This window comes from Vibrio sp. B1REV9 (assembly GCF_905175395.2).
In the GTDB taxonomy this organism is placed as follows: Bacteria; Pseudomonadota; Gammaproteobacteria; order Enterobacterales; family Vibrionaceae; genus Vibrio; species Vibrio alfacsensis.
Map to the genome: position 1 here is coordinate 212,271 of NZ_HG992745.1, position 19,610 is coordinate 231,880.

Genomic DNA, 19,610 nt, shown 5'->3' on the forward strand with positions numbered 1-19,610 from the left:
TCGACTCCTTACTTACGGCCTTTACGCTGCTTCTTAGGCTTGTCAGCCTTAGGCTCTACAGCGTTAGCTGCTGGCATACCACCTAGGATCTCACCTTTGAAGATCCAAGTTTTAATGCCGATCACACCGTATTGAGTGTGAGCCGAAGAAGTTGCGTAATCAATGTCTGCACGTAGAGTGTGTAGAGGCACACGGCCTTCACGGTACCACTCAGAACGTGCGATTTCAGCGCCGCCTAGACGACCGCTTACTTCTACTTTGATGCCTTTAGCACCTAGACGCATTGCGTTTTGTACCGCGCGCTTCATAGCACGACGGAACATAACACGACGCTCTAGTTGAGACGCGATGCTGTCACCAACAAGCTGTGCATCAAGCTCAGGCTTGCGTACTTCAGCGATGTTAATTTGAGCTGGCACACCTGCAATTTTAGCTACAGCTGCACGTAGTTTCTCAACGTCTTCACCTTTCTTACCGATTACAACGCCTGGGCGAGCAGTGTGAATAGTCACACGGATGCTCTTAGCAGGACGCTCGATAACGATGCGTGAAAGAGATGCTTTTTGTAGTTCCTTAGTTAGGAACTGACGTACCTTGAAGTCGCCGTCTAGGTTGTCAGCGAAATCTTTGGTGTTAGCAAACCATGTAGCATTCCAAGGCTTAACGATGCCTAGACGAATACCATTAGGATGTACTTTTTGACCCATTGCTTACTCTCCTAGTCTCTAGCGATCTGCTACAACAACAGTGATGTGGCTTGAACGCTTCAAGATACGATCCGCACGACCTTTAGCACGAGGCATAATACGCTTCATGGTTGGGCCTTCATCTACAAAGATTTTTGCGACATTCAGATCGTCAATATCTGCACCTTCGTTGTGCTCCGCGTTAGCGATAGCAGACTCAAGAACTTTCTTAACTAGTACAGCAGCTTTTTTGTTGCTGAACGTTAGGATTTCTAGAGCTTGGTCAACAGATTTACCACGGATTAGATCCGCAACTAAGCGAGCTTTCTGAGGCGAAATGCGAGCAAAGTTATGTTTAGCAATAGCTTCCATTATTTACTCCTTAACGCTTCTTAGCTTTCTTATCCGCAGCGTGGCCGCGGTAAGTGCGAGTTGGTGCGAATTCACCCAGTTTGTGACCGATCATTTCTTCGGTAACGAAAACTGGAACGTGCTGACGACCATTATGGACAGCGATGGTCAAACCGATCATCGTAGGGATGATCATTGAACGACGGGACCAAGTCTTAAGTGGCTTTTTGTCTCCGCTTTCCACCGCTTTCTCTACCTTCTTCAGCAAGTGTAGGTCAATAAAAGGACCTTTCTTGAGAGAACGTGGCATGGCGATTCCTCTTTATATAGATTACTTGTTACGACGACGTACGATGTACTTGTCAGTGCGCTTGTTCTTACGGGTCTTAAAGCCTTTAGTTGGCATACCCCAAGGAGATACTGGGTGACGACCACCAGAAGTACGACCTTCACCACCACCGTGTGGGTGGTCAACCGGGTTCATTACTACACCACGTACGGTTGGACGTACGCCGCGCCAGCGTGAAGCACCAGCTTTACCTAGTTCACGTAGCATGTGCTCAGAGTTACCAACTTCACCGATTGTTGCACGGCCTTCAGAAAGTACTTTGCGCATCTCGCCAGAACGTAGACGGATAGTTACGTACGCACCGTCGCGAGCAACGATTTGAGCGTATGCACCAGCCGAACGAGCTAGCTGACCACCTTTACCAGGTTTAAGTTCAACGTTATGTACTGTTGAACCTACAGGGATGTTACGCATTGGTAGAGTGTTACCAGTTTTGATAGCAGCATCTGGACCAGATTGTACAACATCACCCGCTACTAGACCTTTCGGTGCTAGGATGTAGCGACGCTCACCGTCTTTGTAAAGAACTAGAGCAATGTTTGCGCTACGGTTTGGATCGTATTCAAGACGCTCAACTTTCGCTGGGATGCCATCTTTAGTACGTTTGAAGTCAATTACACGGTAGTGGTGCTTGTGACCACCGCCGATGTGACGTACTGTAATACGACCGTTGTTGTTACGACCACCGTTCTTAGAGTTTTTCTCTAGAAGAGGTGCGTATGGCTTGCCCTTGTGTAGGTCAGCGTTAACAACTTTAACAACGTGACGACGACCAGGGGAAGTCGGCTTACATTTAACAATAGCCATTCTTAACTACTCCTGTTATTCCGCGCCGCCAACGAAGTCAAGATCTTGACCTTCTTTCAAAGTAACGTACGCTTTCTTAACGTCGCTGCGGCGACCTTGGCGTAGACCTTGACGTTTGGTCTTACCCTTAGTGATAAGAGTATTTACAGACTTAACTTCAACTTCAAATAGCTTTTCTACAGCTGCTTTGATCTCTTTTTTAGTTGCATCTTTAGCTACTTTGAAAACGATAGTGTTCGCTTTCTCAGCTGCCATAGTTGCTTTTTCAGAGATGTGCGGTGCACGTAGAACTTTTAGGATACGCTCTTCAGTGATCATGCTAGCATCTCCTCAACTTGCTTAACTGCAGCTGCAGTCATTACAACTTTGTCGAACGCGATTAGAGAAACTGGATCAATACCAGCTACGTCACGTGCATCAACTTTGTATAGGTTACGAGCAGCTAGGAATAGATTCTCATCTACTTCGCTAGTCACGATAAGCGCGTCAGTTAGCTCAAGCTCTTTTAGCTTAGCAACTAGCTCTTTCGTTTTTGGTGCTTCTACTGAGAAGTTATCAACAACGATTAGACGCTCTTGACGAACAAGCTCAGAAAGAATGCTCTTCATAGCACCACGGTACATTTTTTTGTTTACTTTTTGGCTGTGATCTTGTGGTTTCGCAGCAAAAGTAACACCACCTGTACGCCAGATTGGGCTACGAATTGTACCAGCGCGCGCGCGGCCAGTACCTTTTTGACGCCATGGCTTAGCGCCACCGCCAGATACTTCTGAACGTGTTTTCTGAGCGCGTGTACCTTGACGAGCACCTGCTGCGTATGCAACAACTACTTGGTGTACAAGAGCTTCGTTAAACTCACGTCCGAAAGTAGTTTCGGAAACAGTTAGTGCATCAGCACCTTTAACCATTAATTCCATTACTTACTCCTGAGACGTTATGCTTTAATAGCTGGTTTAACGATCACGTTGCCGCCAGTTGCGCCTGGGACTGCACCTTTGATAAGAAGCAGGTTGCGCTCAGCGTCAACACGTACGATCTCTAGGTTTTGAGTCGTTACACGCTCAGCACCCATGTGACCTGCCATTTTCTTGCCTTTAAACACGCGACCTGGAGTTTGACATTGGCCAATTGAACCCGGTGCACGGTGAGACAATGAGTTACCGTGAGTCATATCTTGAGTACGGAAGTTCCAACGCTTAACAGCGCCTTGGAAACCCTTACCTTTAGATGTACCAGTAACGTCTACTTTCTTAGTTTCGTTGAATAGTTCAACAGTTAGTTCAGCACCAACTTCGAACTCTTCACCGTTTTCCAAACGGAATTCCCAAAGACCGCGACCAGCTTCAACACCTGCTTTAGCAAAGTGACCAGCTTCTGGTTTAGTAACACGGTTAGCTTTCTTAGCACCAGTTGTAACCTGGATTGCTGCGTAGCCATCTGTCTCAAGAGTTTTAACTTGAGAAACACGGTTAGCTTCAACCTCAACAACAGTTACTGGGATAGAAACGCCTTCTTCAGTAAATACGCGGGTCATGCCCACTTTACGACCGATTAGACCAATCATTCTTCTAATCTCCCTTAACCTAGGCTAATTTGAACGTCAACGCCCGCAGCAAGGTCTAGACGCATTAGAGCATCAACAGTTTTGTCTGTTGGCTCAACGATGTCGATTAGACGCTTGTGAGTACGGATTTCGTACTGGTCACGTGCTTTCTTGTTAACGTGTGGAGAGATAAGAACTGTGAAACGCTCTTTACGAGTAGGTAGTGGGATTGGACCACGAACCTGTGCGCCAGTGCGCTTAGCTGTTTCAACGATTTCCGCTGTAGAAGCGTCGATTAGTTTGTAATCGAATGCTTTTAGGCGGATACGGATACGTTGGTTCTGCATGAGACAGAGCTCCAATATTAAAAATTACACAAACAATATCGCCACTCAAACTCGTTAAGACGAGAGAATGCCGATTGATTTATGTGAAACCGTAGCATCCAAGATTAGGACGCATTGTCAGTTAATTTTCGATTAACTATCCCTACATACCAAAGTCACCTTTGGGGATAGTTTTTCCGAAGAAAAGATAGCTAATTGTATTAACCGCGAACATAAGCTGAGTATACATTACCTCGTAAATCACCAGGATTTACTCGCTCCTCACTGCTCATTGGTTCACAACTGGCTTAACCAGTGCGGTGCATTATACAGATCACACTTTAGGATGCAATACCTGCACGGAAAATAATCGAAGAAAATTTAACCGCTCAGAACAGTATTATCATTTCCGAATAATACAAAGATTTCTGCTAAGCCAAATACAAAAAGGACGCCGAAGCGTCCTTTTCTAAACTGTAATCGTAATAGCAGTTGCTATTATTTCTTACCGCTTGATAGTGCACCGAAACGCTTGTTGAAGCGATCAACACGGCCGCCTGTATCAACGATACGTTGCTTACCAGTGTAGAATGGGTGACACTTGTCACATACGTCTAGGTGGATAGAGTCTTTACCTAGAGTAGAGTTGAACTCAAAAGAGTTGCCGCAAGAACAAGTAGCAGATACTGCTTTGTATTCTGGGTGGATACCAGCTTTCATGGGATAACCTCAATAGTAGGCCGTGTCGCTATACGAGTCTAAGCCGCACACCACACGTAATTAATGATAATCAGGGATACCGCATCGACTTGTCATCGAAGCCATATCTCAAGGCGCAGTATAGTAATGAATCACTCTACAGGGATCAACACATTTGGCAATTTTTTCGCCACTTTTTTCATCAGTACGAATGTACTGCCTCTGTTCTTGCTCTATAAAACGTACAGTGCTCGAATTTCGAGTTGGGTTTTAATAGACTATACGCTCCTCTTCCCTCTTTTATATAGTTAATATTCTATGCGTCCATCCATCGCCCGAGTGGCACTGCCGGTTCCTCTCGACAAACAATTTGACTATATCATTCCGGGTCACCTATTCCCGATTATCGGTGGACGCGTATCTGTGCCTTTTGGTCGGCAAACCCTAGTGGGCATCGTCACGACAATGGTGAATCACTCAGATTTTCCAAAAGAGCAGCTCAAGCCAATCAAAGCGGTTTTAGACACTCAGCCAATATGGTCAGAAAAGCTCTATTCTTTGCTGACTTGGTGCAGCCACTTTTATCAATATCCCCTTGGCGACACGCTGCACAATGCAATGCCAGCCGCGTTGCGTAAAGGTAAGCCAGCAGATTTTGCTACGCTGCAAGAGTGGCAAATCACCGCCTCTGGTAAAGATAAGCTCATGCAAGGTTTGGGGCGTGCAGTCAAGCAGCAACGCGCTTTACAAATGCTGATCAATGGCGCTATCCCACATCAAGAGTTTGTTGACCAAGAGATTGCGTCAACGGTGCTTAAGTCTTTAGAAGAAAAAGGCTGGATAGAAAGTATTGAAAAAAAACCAACGATCATCAAATGGGGCCAGCAAGTAGAGTGCAACGTTGAAAAACCTAAGCTAAATCATGAACAAGCTCTCGCTATTGCGAGCGTTAATAGCCAAACGGGTTTTGCCTGCTATTTATTAGAGGGGGTAACGGGCTCAGGGAAAACTGAAGTCTACTTGAACCTCATTAAACCAATACTAGAAAAAGGCAAACAAGCACTCGTATTAGTGCCAGAGATTGGCCTAACGCCGCAAACCATTAACCGCTTTAAACGTCGCTTTAATGTGCCAGTTGATGTGATTCACTCTGGCTTGAATGATACCGAACGACTGAATGCATGGCTCTCTGCTCGAGACAAAGCGGCAGGAATTATCATCGGTACTCGCTCTGCCCTGCTTACCCCTTTTGCCGATCTCGGCATCATTATTGTTGATGAAGAACACGACGCCTCTTACAAACAACAAGACAGTTTGCGTTACCACGCACGCGATGTCGCCGTCATGCGTGCCCATAAAGAGCAAGTGCCGATCGTATTAGGCTCCGCTACCCCGGCTCTCGAAACACTGCACAATGCACTTTCAGGTAAGTATCACCATTTAACTCTGACAAAGCGAGCAGGCTCAGCCGTACCCACAACCAATAAAGTGCTCGACGTTAAAGGTCAATTTTTAGAAAGTGGCTTATCCGCAACCTTAATTGCCGAGATGCGCAAGCACCTTAAAGCGGGCAATCAGGTCATGCTGTTCCTTAATCGTCGTGGTTTTTCTCCGGCATTAATGTGCCATGAGTGTGGCTGGATTGCGGAATGTAAACGCTGTGATGCCTATTATACGTTTCATCAGTACAGCAATGAGATACGTTGCCATCATTGTGGGTCACAACAACCTATCATCCATCAGTGTCAGGGCTGCGGTTCAACTCACCTAGTCACCGTGGGTGTTGGGACCGAACAGCTCGAACAGCAACTGACGCAACTATTCCCAGAATACAAAGCTATTCGCATAGATAGAGATAGCACTCGTCGTAAAGGCAGCTTGGAAGATGCGCTTGAATCTATTCGTAAAGGGGAATATCAAATCCTCATTGGTACGCAGATGTTAGCGAAAGGCCATCACTTCCCTAATGTGACGCTGGTTGCCTTACTCGATGTCGACGGTTCACTCTATAGCAGCGATTTTCGTGCATCTGAACGTTTAGCGCAGTTATTCATTCAAGTGGCTGGGCGTGCAGGACGAGCAAGCAAACCTGGTGAAGTTATCTTACAGACCCACCATCCCGAACACAGTTTGCTTCAAGCTCTTTTGCAAAAAGACTATCGTCACTTTGCGATGACGGCGCTAGAAGAGCGTAAATTAGCCCAACTTCCACCTTATAGCTTTTTAACCTTATTCAAAGCGGAAGCCAATCAAAGTGAGCTCGTCGAAGACTTCCTGCGCCAAGTAAGATTTACGCTAGAGTCACATCCATTGTTCGACGAATCTTGCATGGTGTTAGGCCCAACGCCCTCACCACTGGCTAAACGTGCGGGTAAGTACCGTTGGCAATTGTTATTACAAACTCAACATCGTTCATTGATGCAAAAGTTATTGAGCAGTGCGAAACCTGCTATTGAGTTGTTGCCAAATGCCAAAAAGGTTCGCTGGAATTTAGACATTGAACCACAAGACCTCAGCTAGCAAACGATTAACCATGCAATGAATTACCGTTTAATGTGATGATAATCACAATAGGATTGTGTTTTTTGTTAATCAGCCCGTAACTTTCGCTTTAGAAATGAATAGACTATTCAAATTAGCAAAGTCTTACGCTGGAAATAGCTTGGACTGACATTAAAACAACGACTAACGTCAATTTGGCAAAACTTTGAGAGGGTATAACTATGGCGACAATGAAGGATGTTGCCCAGCTTGCGGGGGTTTCGACAGCGACAGTTTCACGAGCGCTCATGAACCCAGAAAAAGTCTCATCTTCCACCAGACAGCGGGTTGAAGATGCCGTACTTGAGGCTGGCTATTCTCCAAATTCATTAGCACGCAATTTACGTAGAAATGAATCAAAAACCATTGTCACTATAGTGCCGGACATTTGTGATCCTTATTTTTCGGAGATCATTCGCGGTATTGAAGATGCCGCGATGGAGCATGGCTACTTAGTTCTACTTGGCGATAGCGGACAGCAGAAAAAGCGTGAGAGCTCATTCGTCAACTTAGTCTTTACCAAACAAGCCGATGGCATGTTATTGCTAGGTACAGACCTGCCGTTTGATGTCAGCAAACCTGAACAGAAGAATTTGCCTCCTATGGTAATGGCATGTGAGTTCGCCCCTGAGCTTGAACTGCCAACCGTGCACATTGATAACCTCACCGCGGCTTTTGAAGCCGTCAACTATCTCACTCACCTCGGACATAAGCGAATCGCACAAGTGTCTGGCCCAGAGACAGCTGTGCTTTGTCAGTTCCGCCAACAAGGTTATCAGCAAGCACTGCGCCGCGCTGGCATTACTCAGAATGCACAATACAGCGTAGTTACCGACTTCTCTTTCGAGGGTGGCGCCCAAGCGGTGCGTAAACTACTCGAACTTTCCGAACCACCAACAGCCCTATTTTGTCATTGTGACACAATGGCGATTGGCGCGATCCAAGAAGCAAAACGCCTTGGTTGGCGAGTACCTCAAGATCTGTCTGTCGTCGGGTTTGATGATATCCAGTTTGCTCAATACTGCGATCCACCGTTAACAACTGTTTCTCAGCCTCGTTATGAAATTGGCCGACAAGCCATGTTAATGATGTTAGAGCTCCTTAAAGGCCACGACGTACATTCTGGCTCTCGTCTACTTGATACCAAACTTGTCGTACGTGGCAGTGCTGCGCCACCGTTACGATAGGGATGAGAAAGGGTCTAGGTTATTAGGGCCTAGATCCTAGGACCTTTCCCTCAAACTCACAAGATTATGTGAATAGGGTGTTTTCTCATCGCGTTCTGGATTAACATATTTCGCAGAATCATCGATGACCTGAAGTAACCGTGGCAAATAAAGATTATGTAAGAAGAGGACGCGGCGCTCCGAAGAAAAGCGCGAAGAAACAACCCTCTCGAAAGAAACCTTGGCGTAGTGGTCTACTTGCTCTTTTGCTCGTGGGCAGCTTTGGCTATGGCCTTTACCTTCTGAACTCAGATCCTGAGCCAGAGCAACCAATCGTTCAACAGCAAACCTCCACTAGCAAACCTAAAGCTAAAAAAGATCTGCCTCCCCCTCCGGAAGAAAAGTGGGAATACGTCGAGTCTCTGCCGAATCGTGAAGTAGAAGTCATCGCGAAAGAAGTCGAAGTCTCTAAAATCCCATACGTAATGCAGTGCGGCGCCTACAAAAAGCAAAGCCAAGCAGAAGAGCGCAAACTGGCTATCGCTTTCCAAGGTATTAGCAGTAACGTCATCAAGAAAGATGGCAGCTCTTGGTATCGCGTGGTACTTGGTCCATACAAATTCAAACGAGATGCTGAAAAAGATCGCCATAAATTGCAACGCGCGAAAATAGAGCCGTGTGCAATTTGGAAAGAGAATTTTTAAGACAAGATCCTAGATCCTAGATCCTAGATCCTAGATCCTAGATCCTAGATCCTAGGTCCTAGGATCCTAGGGCCTATCTCTTTTGACCTAAGAACCTTTGTTTTCGCCCCCTTGAATCCCTAAATCCTTTCCCCCATATACTTAATTAAATCCAAAAGAAATAATTAAGAGGTCGACTGTGACTACCATTGTATCTGTACGTCGAAACAACAAAGTTGTCATCGCGGGTGATGGCCAAGTATCGCTAGGCAATACCGTTATGAAAGGTAATGCTCGTAAAGTACGTCGCCTATACAACAATCAAGTATTAGCTGGCTTCGCTGGCGGTACTGCGGATGCATTTACCCTATTCGAGCGCTTTGAAAGCAAACTGCAAATGCACCAAGGCCACCTAACGAAAGCGGCTGTGGAACTGGCAAAAGACTGGCGCAGCGATCGCGCACTTCGCAAGCTAGAAGCATTATTAGCGGTAGCCGATGAAACCGCATCTCTTATCATCACAGGTAACGGTGACGTGGTTCAGCCAGAAAACGATCTAATCGCTATCGGCTCTGGCGGCGCATACGCACAAGCAGCTGCAACCGCACTATTAGAAAACACAGACCTAGACGCGCGCGAAATCGCAGAAAAAGCGTTGAACATCGCTGGCGACATCTGTGTATTCACCAACCACAATCACACTGTAGAGGAACTAGAATCTACAGTAGAACTTCCTAAGCCAACGGCTTAAACGTAATCGTAACGAAGTAAGGAAAAAATATGTCTGAAATGACTCCTCGCGAAATCGTTCATGAACTGAACCGCCACATTATTGGTCAAGATAAAGCAAAACGTTCGGTTGCGATTGCATTGCGTAACCGCTGGCGTCGTATGCAGCTTGAAGAAAGCCTACGTGTCGAAGTAACACCAAAAAACATTCTCATGATTGGTCCAACTGGTGTAGGTAAAACCGAGATTGCTCGTCGTCTTGCTAAGCTGGCAAACGCACCATTTATCAAAGTAGAAGCAACCAAGTTCACTGAAGTCGGTTATGTCGGTAAAGAAGTGGAAACCATCATCCGCGACCTAACCGATGTAGCCGTCAAGATGACCCACCAGCAAGCGATGGAAAAAGTAAAATTCCGCGCAGAAGAGCAAGCTGAAGAACGTGTTCTTGATGCTCTATTGCCACCAGCGCGTGATGCTTGGGGTCAAACAGAGCAAAAAGAAGACACATCGAATACGCGTCAAATCTTCCGTAAGAAACTGCGTGAAGGTCAGCTAGACGATAAAGAAATCGAAATCGATGTGGCTGCACCGCAAATGGGCGTGGAGATCATGGCGCCTCCTGGTATGGAAGAGATGACTAACCAGCTACAAGGCATGTTCCAAAACCTTGCGGGAGATACCAAGAAAAAACGCAAACTGAAAATCAAAGACGCCATGAAAGCGTTGGCAGAAGAAGAAGCAGCAAAACTGGTTAACCATGAAGAGCTAAAAGAATCTGCGATTTTCAACGTAGAAAACAATGGTATCGTCTTCATCGATGAAATCGACAAGATTTGTAAGCGTGGCGAAAGTTCAGGCCCTGACGTTTCTCGTGAAGGTGTTCAGCGTGACCTACTGCCACTTATCGAGGGCAGCACGGTCTCTACTAAGCACGGCATGGTGAAAACCGACCACATCCTGTTTGTAGCATCGGGCGCATTCCAAGTCGCGAAGCCATCCGATTTGATCCCTGAACTGCAAGGTCGTCTGCCTATTCGTGTCGAACTTGAAGCGCTCACCAGCAATGACTTCAAACGTATTCTGACAGAGCCAAAAGCATCTTTAACAGAGCAGTATATTGCCCTGATGAAGACAGAGAGCGTGGATGTCGAATTCACTGAAGATGGTATTACTCAAATCGCAGAAGCGGCGTGGACAGTAAACGAAACCACAGAAAACATTGGTGCACGTCGTCTACACACGGTGATGGAACGTCTAATGGATGAAATCTCTTACGACGCAACAGAGAAAGCCGGCGAAAAATTCGTGATTAATGCCGCTTACGTGAAAGATCGTCTTGGTGACACCATCGAGAACGAAGACCTAAGTCGCTTTATTCTTTAATCGCCAATACGCAAACACTATGGAAAGCCCAGAATGTCACACGTTCTGGGCTTTTTTGTCTAAATCAACGATCCAAGATTCCTAAGTCCTAAGTCCTAGGGAAGTTTTTGCAATCTTAGTTTGCAATGCTAAGCCTCTAAGTTCTCAACCCCTTTGCTTGCGTTATGCTTTTGTTTTACATGGTCGATTTGCACAGCGACTCAAGAGTGAGTTGCTTTAAGTCAATAGCGCATTGGTGACTTTGTGCTTATACTGGGCACATTGGTTACTAGCACGAAATATCCATGAAACAATCATTGCAAATTTGGCTCGACGCCGCACGCCCGAAAACCTTACCCCTCGCTCTGGTCTCTATTCTCACCGGTAGCGTGCTCGCCTATTCAACCGGGCAATTTTCAATGACCATTGCGATCATGGCATTTGTCACCGCCACCTTATTGCAAATCCTATCTAATCTTGCCAATGATTATGGTGATGCGGTCAAAGGCACTGACAACGAAAATCGTCTCGGCCCTCAGCGTGCGATGCAATCTGGCGCGGTAACCGCTGAGCAAATGAAAAGAGCGATCATCTTTAATGTTGTGCTGACGATCATTGCTGGCCTTATCTTAGTTTTTTACTCACTCAGCTCGTTTGAAAGTATCATCACTTTTATCGGTTTGGGCGTACTTGCCATCTTAGCAGCCATCGCTTACACCATGGGCAGCAAACCATATGGCTATGTCGGCTTGGGCGATCTCTCCGTGTTCCTATTCTTTGGTCTGCTTGGTGTTTCTGGCACTTATTTTCTGCATACCGGTCACGTCGATGCGGCGCTGTTTTTACCTGCACTAGGTTGTGGTTTACTGGCGGTTGCCGTTCTTAATATCAACAACATGCGTGATATCGAAAACGACACGGAATGTGGAAAACGCACGGTGGCGGTTCGCCTAGGGCAACGAAAAGCAAAACAATACCACTTCATTTTGCTTGCGGGCGCACTGCTTGCGTTTGCCGCTTACTTATTAATCCAAGATAAACCCGTTTGGATCAGCCTGCCCTTTTTGCTCAGCATTTATGTCGTCGCGCATCATGGTAAGGCGGTTTGGGAAACCAAAGCACCTGCACAAATCGCACCAATGATGCCTATCATCGTGAAATGCTCACTGGTAACGAATGTTCTGTTTGCAACAATTGTGGTAGCTCAAACTCTGATAAGTTAAAAAAGGAATCTCGTTGCAATGGCTTAATGCCTAGATATACTCAAAGACAACGTTTTCTGTTTAAGAAAGGTACGCCATGGAATACAACACTTCAGCACTTTGCGATATTTACCTCGATCAGGTAGATGTTGTCGAACCGATGTTCAGTAACTTTGGTGGTCGCGCATCGTTTGCAGGCCAGATCACGACAATAAAATGCTTTGAAGACAATGCATTGATCCGTGAAACTCTCGAACAAGACGGCATCGGGCGTGTACTGCTGATTGACGGTGGCGGTTCCTTACGTAAAGCGCTAATTGATGCAGAAATTGCAGCGCTAGCCGAAGAAAATGAATGGGAAGGCATTATTGTTTATGGCTGCGTTCGCGAAGTTGACGTACTCGAAGACATGAACTTAGGCATTCAAGCCCTTGCCTCTATTCCTGTAGGCGCAGCAAGTCAAGGTATTGGTGAGCATGATGTACCAGTAAACTTTGGCAGCGTTAGCTTCTTGCCGGAAGATTACGTCTACGCTGACAGCACAGGCATTATCCTATCTCCTGAACCACTTAATGTGGATCTCGAGCTGGGTGAAGAAGAATAGATCTTAGGTGTTAGAGCCTAGGATCCTAGGAACTGTCTTTCCCTAGAACCTTTCTTTTACCCAAATACACAAACACCCGCCGAAGCGGGTGTTGTTAATTCTGGATATGGAGTGAATTATTCCACTTCGTCCATTTTGCCAAGTAGTGCACGAATGCGCTCTTGCCATTGAGCATGCTCTTGTTGAGCTTGTTGAGATTTCTGCTCTAGATCTTCACGCTGAGAGCGAAGCTCGTTTGCTTCTGCTTCTAGCTTTACTTTGTCTTCTTTCAGCTCTTCAACTTCCATCTGAAGAAGAGTGATTGTATCAACTGCTGTTTGAATTTTTGCTTCTAGTTTTTCTAGTACTTCAAAAGACATCTTGGCCTACCTTTATTGTTCCGTGGGGACGATACTCGACAAATCGTCGGCACCTAACCTATAAGATTCATTCTACTCAGCGTAGCGACGAGAAACACTTACTATATTCGATATTTTGCATCATTCGGTCAAAAAATCAGCGCAATCTCACTAAACTCTGACTTTTCTGAACATGGTTGTATTTTTGCGCTCTATTTTTGGCTTCTTCACATTAAAAACTCACCCAATAATTGATCGAATTCAAGATAGTTAGAGTTAAAGCTCAGCAAAAAGGCAAACGTTTAACTTGCAATGTGGTAGAATCGCCGCGCAAATTTTTCTTCCCTCTTGTTACTTGGAGACATCATGAAACGCGATTTAGCAATGGCATTTTCCCGTGTTACTGAAGGTGCCGCTCTGGCTGGCTACAAATGGCTTGGCCGTGGTGACAAAAACGCAGCTGACGGTGCTGCCGTTGAAGTGATGCGTACCCTACTAAACAAAACCGACATTAGCGGTGAAATCGTTATCGGTGAGGGTGAAATTGATGATGCTCCTATGCTTTACATCGGTGAGCAAGTGGGTACAGGTGGTGATGCTGTCGATATCGCGGTAGATCCTATCGAGGGTACTCGCATGACGGCAATGGGCCAATCAAACGCATTAGCGGTGTTGGCGGCCGGTGAAAAAGGCAGCTTCTTGAAAGCGCCAGACATGTACATGGAAAAGTTAGTGGTAGGCCCTGGCGCGAAAGGCGCGATTGACCTCAATAAACCGCTCAAAGAAAACCTAGAAAACGTAGCAAAAGCATTAAACAAATCACTTGATACGTTGGTTGTTATCACACTAGCAAAACCTCGTCATGATGACGTGATTGCAGAAATGCAAGCGATGGGTGTACGCGTATTTGCTGTGCCTGATGGTGATGTAGCGGCTTCTATTCTAACTTGTATGCCTGACAGCGAAGTGGACTTAATGTACTGCATTGGTGGCGCACCAGAGGGTGTGGTTTCAGCGGCGGTTATTCGCGCGCTAGATGGCGATATGCATGGCCGACTTCTTCCTCGTCACGAAGTCAAAGGCGATACCGAAGAAAACCGCATTTACGGCGCGGCAGAACTTCAACGCTGTGAAGAGATGGGCGTGCAAGCGAACATCGTTCTTAAGATGGAAGACATGGCTCGCAGCGACAATGTTATCTTCTCCGCGACAGGTATTACTAAGGGCGATCTACTTGAAGGGATTACTCGCCAAGGTAACATCGCAACAACAGAAACTCTGCTTATTCGTGGCCGCTGTCGTACTATCCGTCGTATCAAGTCTACGCACTACCTAGATCGTAAAGACCCTGAAGTACGCGATATTATTCTTTAAACAGATACAAAGTTCCTAGGGCCTAGGATCCTAGGAACTTGCCTTTCTCCTAGGACCTCTCTGTTTTCCCTAGGATCTATCTTTTAAACCTTGTTTCCCCCAAAACTAAGTCAACTCTTCTCTTTACTAATCCTATCGCGCATAATATGTACTGATGTATAGATGGTGGGTATATGAAGACCGTAGATAGGATTTTGCAAATCGTTAAGCGTGATGGCTCTGTCACTGCGAAACAACTCTCTTCCGAACTGAACATGACAACCATGGGGGCTCGTCAGCACCTACAAGGTTTAGAAGATGACGGCATCCTATCGATTCATGATGTGAAAGTGAAAGTGGGTCGCCCTACTCGTCATTGGTCATTAACTCAAAAAGGGCATGAGCAGTTTGCTGATCGCCATGGCGAATTGACCATCCAATTTATTGAAGCCGTTGAGCACATTTTCGGTAAAGACGGGCTCGATAAAGTCACATCAGAGCGAGAAAAGCTCACGCTGAAACACTACCAATGGCATCTTGCACAATGCGCTTCACTGGAAAGCAAGCTCAATACGTTGGTTACGCTTCGCGAGAAAGAGGGTTACATGGCGGAGTTGGAGCAAGACGAGCAAGGCTTCATCCTCATCGAGAACCACTGCCCAATTTGTAAAGCCGCAACTCGTTGCCCTAGCTTGTGCCAATCTGAACTCAACGTGTTTCAATCACTGTTAGGTAGCGACACGCTCATAGAGCGCACAGAACACATTATCAACGGTCAGCGCCGCTGCGTTTATCGCATTCAAGAGCCCATCTCAGGCTGATTTCTCTACGGCTATCTGTACCGAATGGCCATCGTTAGCAAATGGCTATCGATGCCGAGAACTCTGCGCCAAAGACTCCGATCTAAGTTTCTTACAAATGAGACTATAACCAAATCCCCCTATCCTCCCTTTCTCAGTGGATTACGCTTTTATTAGTAAAAGCAGCGTCCTATGGATTGGGAGACAACATGACTGCCCCTCACAAGCCACAAGTTTTACCCTCGTTCGATGATATGGTCAAAATGGCCAAACGCGATCCGGAAGCCTTTGAGCAGTTCCGCCATGAAATGGCAAAAGAGATGATTGAAAGTGCCTCAGAAGAAATGCAACCACGCTTATGGGCACAACAAAGCCATATCGACCGAGTTATACATAATTGTAAGAACCCCAACCATACTAATGTGGTGCTAATGAACGAACTGCAAAAACAAGTCGCGAAGTTTAGAGAAGCGCTGCAAGGGGAAACGACACCGGCGCAAAAAGCAGATGTGGTGAGTTTAAAGACGTTTAAAGATAGAGATGGTTTTTATTGAACGTTCTTAGGCCATAGGTTTTTAAGTCCTAAACCCTAGTTGGAGCGCGCTAGACGTTTATACGTTTCAATGAGTTATTGAGAAAGCTGTTGGAATACTGGGCGCTTCGCTTACAGAATACAGAAAAAACCACGATTGCGCGTAATCAGTAACCCAAGATTTTAGGCCCTAGGATCCTAGGACCTGCTTTTTACCTAGGGCCTTTCTTTTCCTTTTACTCCGGCTCTGGTCCGTATTGGTTCTGGCCTGCGGTTCCTTTCAAGAAGCCACACTCTACCAAAATCCATACACCACAAATCAATGAGACAGAAGCAATCAACATTTGCGGTGTCGATGCTGCCTGAGCATCTGGGTTTGTCATTGGCGTAGCAATTCGGCCAATAATCAAAGGAATGTTTAATGCCAGCCAGTAGATTGACTTATTACGGTCATGCCAGCGTTTGGTCGTAATCGCCAGATCAGGAATAAGTAAAATAAGCAGAAACACCGGCAGAATGATGTAAGAAAACGCAGGAAACAGCTTGTTGATACCTACGCCAAAACCGAGTATCGAAATATAGTAAACAATATTCCAGGCCCAATATGTTTTTCGGCCTATACGCCCTTGAAACGAAAATAATAACTCTTTAATTGACATCGACTTTTATCCAAAAACCAGAATGGGTATAGAGTAACGAAGAGCACAATAAAGGGCAAAGAAAAGGAATGAAAAAAGGTTGTTGGTCCTTTTATCTATTCACCACTTTCTGGAAGCAATCAATATCCATATCACGAACATTCACCGTTAGGCTGCGTACATGGCTGGCTTGCTCTTGCAGCACCGTCATTAATGCTCTCGACAAGTCTCGCTTTTGCTCTGGTGTTCGGCCTGAGAGTAAATCAAAGTTAAGATGAATGAAGTCCACACTATCACCCTCATCGCCGACTAGCCAATGATGACAGCGCAATGCTCTGGACTTAACCGATGCAACGTCGAACAATCCGGTTCCAATGGCCGCTTTGTGTAAGTCTTCTAATAAACCTTGAACATTGACACGCTCATCCACCGAGTTGGAATATTCTAAAACTAAGTTTGGCATTGTGATTCCTTTCTGTTTATGGCGAACTTTTCACCCTTAGTAATACCAACCTGAGCGGCAATTTCCGAGGATTGAGCTATCATTCTGTCTACGTGATCACCAATCGATTGCTTTTGACAAAAATAACAGAACACATTCCGCATTGAGCAGATAAAGAAAGCCGAATAAGACATGACACCAATCATGATCTGTTCGCATTATTCTGTTATATTCCTACGTAGATTTTTTACATTAATTGATTATTTGACATTAAAGATAAGGGAGATATTCCTATGCGTCGTCCTGTAGTGATGGGTAACTGGAAACTAAACGGTAGCAAAGCAATGGTAACTGAGCTACTAGCGGGTATTAACGCTGAACTTGAAGGCGTTGAAGGCGTTGACGTAGCAGTAGCTCCACCAGCTCTTTACATCGGTCTAGCTGAGTGTGTCATCGCAGAAGGCGATAACAAAATTATCCTAGGTGCTCAAAACACTGACCTAAACAACAGCGGTGCATTCACTGGCGATATGTCTCCAGAAATGCTGAAAGACTTTGGTGCAACTCACATCATCATCGGTCACTCAGAGCGTCGTGAATACCACAACGAATCTGACGAGTTCATCGCGAAGAAATTCAACTTCCTAAAAGAAAACGGCCTAACGCCTGTTTTCTGTATCGGTGAATCTGAAGCGCAAAACGAAGCTGGCGAAACTGAAGCAGTATGTGCACGTCAAATCAACGCTGTTATTGACACTTACGGTGTTGAAGCGCTAAACGGTGCGATCATCGCTTACGAACCAATCTGGGCTATCGGTACTGGTAAAGCAGCAACAGCTGAAGATGCACAACGCATCCACGCATCTATCCGCGCACTCATAGCAGCGAAAGACGAAGCAGTTGCAGAGCAAGTAATCATCCAATACGGCGGTTCTGTTAAACCAGAAAACGCTGAAGCTTACTTCTCACAACCAGACATCGACGGTGCTCTAGTTGGCGGTGCTTCGCTAGACGCTAAGAGCTTCGTCGCTATCGCTAAAGCAGCGGCAGCCGCTAAAGCTTAATCTGTCTCGTAATAGACGATAGATAATCAAAAGGCCGATGTGAACACATCGGCCTTTTTGGTTTTTGAAAAAGATTATAGGTTTTAGGGCCTAGGTCCTAGATGGAGTGTGCTGGAAGTTTGTGCATTTCATTAGCTCTTGAGAAAGCGGTAGGAATACAGAACACAGAACACAGAACACAGAAAGCTAACGATTGCGCGTAATCCGTAATCCGTAATCCGTAATCCGTAATCCGTAATCCGTAATCCGTAATCCGTAATCCGTAATCCGTAATCCGTAATCCGTAATCCGTAATCCGTAATCCGTAATCCAAAACATTAGGCCCTAGGATCCTAGGACCTATCTTTTAAACCTAAACCCTATCTATTTCCCATAAAAGTCCTTATACCAAGCGACAAACTCTGCTACGCCCTCTTTCACGCTGACTTGTGGCTTGTAGCCTGTTGCGGCAAACAGATCTTCTGTATCTGCGTAGGTTTGGTATACATCACCTGGCTGCATTTCTCGGAAATTTTTCTTGGCCTCAATACCTAACTCATCTTCAATGGCTTTTACAAAATCCATCAAATTGATTGGTGAACCGTGGCCGATGTTGTACACCGCATACGGGGCAGAGCTGCTTGCTGGCGTGCCCGTTTCAACCGTCCAAGCCTCATCTTGTTGTGGGATCACATCTGCGATACGCACCACGCCCTCAACGATATCATCGACGTGCGTGAAATCTCGCCACATATCACCATTGTTATTAATGTCGATAGTGTCACCATCCAGAATCTTCTTGGTAAAGATGAACGGTGCCATATCTGGGCGACCCCAAGATCCATACACGGTAAAGAAACGCAGGCCCGTGGTCGGAATATCATAAAGGTGAGAATAGCTGTGAGCCATCAGCTCATTGGATTTCTTTGTCGCAGCGTACAAAGAAACAGGATGATCAACTGTATTTGATGTTGCAAATGGCACTTTGGCGTTTAAACCGTACACAGAACTCGATGATGCATACACCAAATGCTGCACTTGATTCTGGCGACATCCCTCAAGAATATTGAGATGACCAACCAAGTTTGAATCAGCGTACGCGTGCGGGTTCTCTAATGAGTAGCGAACGCCGGCTTGCGCGGCTAAATGAATGACTCGATCAAACTTTTCTGCAGCAAACAATTGCGCCATTGCTTCGCGGTCTGCGATATCCACATTCACAAATTTGAACAATGGATTTTCAATACGGGCTAGCCGTGCGTGTTTTAGGTTCACATCGTAGTAATCGTTAAGGTTATCAATACCAACAACCTCATGACCTGCTGTATTGAGTTTTTCTGCGGTCGCGCTTCCAATAAAGCCAGCCGCACCTGTTACAAGATACTTCATAGCATTCCTTTCCTTGGAATAAAAAAG

Annotated in this window: 24 protein-coding genes; 11 read left to right on the top strand and 13 right to left on the bottom strand. The window is 45.7% G+C overall.

The window, feature by feature from the left end; translation table 11 throughout:
* Positions 1–8: 8 nt before the first annotated feature.
* The 9 genes from rpsC to rpmE all read right to left on the bottom strand — a co-directional run bounded on the left by rpsC (position 9) and on the right by rpmE (position 4,782).
* Positions 9–707: a 30S ribosomal protein S3 gene (gene rpsC, locus KHN78_RS06405; RefSeq protein WP_099079985.1), complete on the bottom strand. Its 699-nt coding sequence runs from the start codon at positions 705–707 to the stop codon at positions 9–11.
* Positions 708–725: 18 nt separating this feature from the next.
* Positions 726–1,058: a 50S ribosomal protein L22 gene (gene rplV / locus KHN78_RS06410; protein WP_005528535.1), complete on the bottom strand. Its 333-nt coding sequence runs from the start codon at positions 1,056–1,058 to the stop codon at positions 726–728.
* 10 nt (positions 1,059–1,068) lie between these two features.
* A complete protein-coding gene (gene rpsS, locus KHN78_RS06415; protein ID WP_011078827.1) occupies positions 1,069–1,347 on the bottom strand; it encodes a 30S ribosomal protein S19 in 279 nt (92 codons plus the stop codon).
* 21 nt (positions 1,348–1,368) lie between these two features.
* Positions 1,369–2,193: a 50S ribosomal protein L2 gene (gene rplB / locus KHN78_RS06420; protein ID WP_128811830.1), complete on the bottom strand. Its 825-nt coding sequence runs from the start codon at positions 2,191–2,193 to the stop codon at positions 1,369–1,371.
* Positions 2,194–2,208: 15 nt separating this feature from the next.
* Positions 2,209–2,511 carry a 50S ribosomal protein L23 gene (gene rplW / locus KHN78_RS06425; RefSeq protein ID WP_004398471.1) on the bottom strand — a complete coding sequence of 101 codons (303 nt, stop codon included), beginning with the start codon at positions 2,509–2,511 and terminating at the stop codon, positions 2,209–2,211.
* Complete coding sequence (gene rplD, locus KHN78_RS06430) at positions 2,508–3,110, bottom strand: 50S ribosomal protein L4 (protein WP_211915506.1); 603 nt, start codon at positions 3,108–3,110, stop codon at positions 2,508–2,510. The genes rplW and rplD overlap by 4 nt, the downstream gene beginning before the upstream one ends.
* A 17-nt stretch (positions 3,111–3,127) precedes the next feature.
* Positions 3,128–3,757 carry a 50S ribosomal protein L3 gene (gene rplC, locus KHN78_RS06435; protein ID WP_211915507.1) on the bottom strand — a complete coding sequence of 210 codons (630 nt, stop codon included), beginning with the start codon at positions 3,755–3,757 and terminating at the stop codon, positions 3,128–3,130.
* Between the two features lie 14 nt (positions 3,758–3,771).
* Positions 3,772–4,083, bottom strand: coding sequence for a 30S ribosomal protein S10 (gene rpsJ, locus KHN78_RS06440; protein WP_004410492.1), 312 nt, complete (start codon positions 4,081–4,083; stop codon positions 3,772–3,774).
* Positions 4,084–4,560: 477 nt separating this feature from the next.
* Positions 4,561–4,782 carry a 50S ribosomal protein L31 gene (rpmE, locus tag KHN78_RS06445; protein WP_211915508.1) on the bottom strand — a complete coding sequence of 74 codons (222 nt, stop codon included), beginning with the start codon at positions 4,780–4,782 and terminating at the stop codon, positions 4,561–4,563.
* Positions 4,783–5,079: 297 nt separating this feature from the next.
* On the opposite strand from rpmE, the gene priA reads away from it, so the two are divergent.
* The 7 genes from priA (at position 5,080) to rraA (ending at position 13,048) form a co-directional block, all read left to right on the top strand.
* A complete protein-coding gene (priA, locus tag KHN78_RS06450) occupies positions 5,080–7,281 on the top strand; it encodes a primosomal protein N' (protein ID WP_211915509.1) in 2,202 nt (733 codons plus the stop codon).
* Between the two features lie 203 nt (positions 7,282–7,484).
* Positions 7,485–8,489 (top strand): DNA-binding transcriptional regulator CytR, encoded by a 1,005-nt coding sequence (gene cytR / locus KHN78_RS06455; protein WP_128811839.1) that lies wholly within the window; start codon positions 7,485–7,487, stop codon positions 8,487–8,489.
* Positions 8,490–8,629: 140 nt separating this feature from the next.
* Positions 8,630–9,172 (top strand): SPOR domain-containing protein, encoded by a 543-nt coding sequence (locus KHN78_RS06460; protein WP_211915510.1) that lies wholly within the window; start codon positions 8,630–8,632, stop codon positions 9,170–9,172.
* 178 nt (positions 9,173–9,350) lie between these two features.
* On the top strand, positions 9,351–9,902 hold the full coding sequence (gene hslV / locus KHN78_RS06465) for an ATP-dependent protease subunit HslV (RefSeq protein ID WP_038864894.1): 552 nt from the start codon (positions 9,351–9,353) through the stop codon (positions 9,900–9,902).
* Positions 9,903–9,931: 29 nt separating this feature from the next.
* Complete coding sequence (hslU, locus tag KHN78_RS06470) at positions 9,932–11,263, top strand: HslU--HslV peptidase ATPase subunit (RefSeq protein ID WP_211915511.1); 1,332 nt, start codon at positions 9,932–9,934, stop codon at positions 11,261–11,263.
* 284 nt (positions 11,264–11,547) lie between these two features.
* Entirely contained in the window at positions 11,548–12,465 is a 918-nt protein-coding gene (locus tag KHN78_RS06475; protein WP_211915512.1) for a 1,4-dihydroxy-2-naphthoate polyprenyltransferase, read from the top strand.
* Between the two features lie 76 nt (positions 12,466–12,541).
* The gene (gene rraA / locus KHN78_RS06480; protein ID WP_128811845.1) at positions 12,542–13,048 is read left to right on the top strand and encodes a ribonuclease E activity regulator RraA; all 507 of its coding nucleotides are present in this window, start codon (positions 12,542–12,544) and stop codon (positions 13,046–13,048) included.
* Positions 13,049–13,164: 116 nt separating this feature from the next.
* Here the strand turns inward: rraA and zapB are convergent, their stop codons facing one another.
* Positions 13,165–13,407, bottom strand: a complete 243-nt coding sequence (gene zapB / locus KHN78_RS06485) for a cell division protein ZapB (RefSeq protein ID WP_211915513.1) — start codon at positions 13,405–13,407, stop codon at positions 13,165–13,167.
* Positions 13,408–13,752: 345 nt separating this feature from the next.
* Between zapB and glpX the strand changes: the two genes are divergently transcribed.
* The 3 genes from glpX to KHN78_RS06500 all read left to right on the top strand — a co-directional run bounded on the left by glpX (position 13,753) and on the right by KHN78_RS06500 (position 16,093).
* Positions 13,753–14,760 (top strand): class II fructose-bisphosphatase, encoded by a 1,008-nt coding sequence (gene glpX / locus KHN78_RS06490; RefSeq protein ID WP_211915514.1) that lies wholly within the window; start codon positions 13,753–13,755, stop codon positions 14,758–14,760.
* A gap of 173 nt (positions 14,761–14,933) precedes the next feature.
* Entirely contained in the window at positions 14,934–15,560 is a 627-nt protein-coding gene (locus KHN78_RS06495) for a helix-turn-helix transcriptional regulator (RefSeq protein ID WP_211915515.1), read from the top strand.
* 188 nt (positions 15,561–15,748) lie between these two features.
* Positions 15,749–16,093: a DUF3135 domain-containing protein gene (locus KHN78_RS06500; protein WP_211915516.1), complete on the top strand. Its 345-nt coding sequence runs from the start codon at positions 15,749–15,751 to the stop codon at positions 16,091–16,093.
* A 214-nt stretch (positions 16,094–16,307) separates the two neighbouring features.
* On the opposite strand, the gene KHN78_RS06505 is transcribed toward KHN78_RS06500, so the two are convergent.
* Positions 16,308–16,730 (bottom strand): DUF805 domain-containing protein, encoded by a 423-nt coding sequence (locus tag KHN78_RS06505; RefSeq protein ID WP_128811855.1) that lies wholly within the window; start codon positions 16,728–16,730, stop codon positions 16,308–16,310.
* Between the two features lie 91 nt (positions 16,731–16,821).
* Positions 16,822–17,172 (bottom strand): 5-carboxymethyl-2-hydroxymuconate Delta-isomerase, encoded by a 351-nt coding sequence (locus tag KHN78_RS06510; RefSeq protein ID WP_211915517.1) that lies wholly within the window; start codon positions 17,170–17,172, stop codon positions 16,822–16,824.
* 272 nt (positions 17,173–17,444) lie between these two features.
* Here KHN78_RS06510 and tpiA point away from each other — a divergent pair, with 272 nt between their 5' ends.
* On the top strand, positions 17,445–18,215 hold the full coding sequence (gene tpiA / locus KHN78_RS06515; protein ID WP_128811859.1) for a triose-phosphate isomerase: 771 nt from the start codon (positions 17,445–17,447) through the stop codon (positions 18,213–18,215).
* 363 nt (positions 18,216–18,578) lie between these two features.
* Here tpiA and KHN78_RS06520 read toward each other — a convergent pair whose 3' ends face one another.
* Positions 18,579–19,583, bottom strand: a complete 1,005-nt coding sequence (locus KHN78_RS06520; protein ID WP_211915518.1) for an NAD-dependent epimerase — start codon at positions 19,581–19,583, stop codon at positions 18,579–18,581.
* Positions 19,584–19,610: the final 27 nt, after the last annotated feature.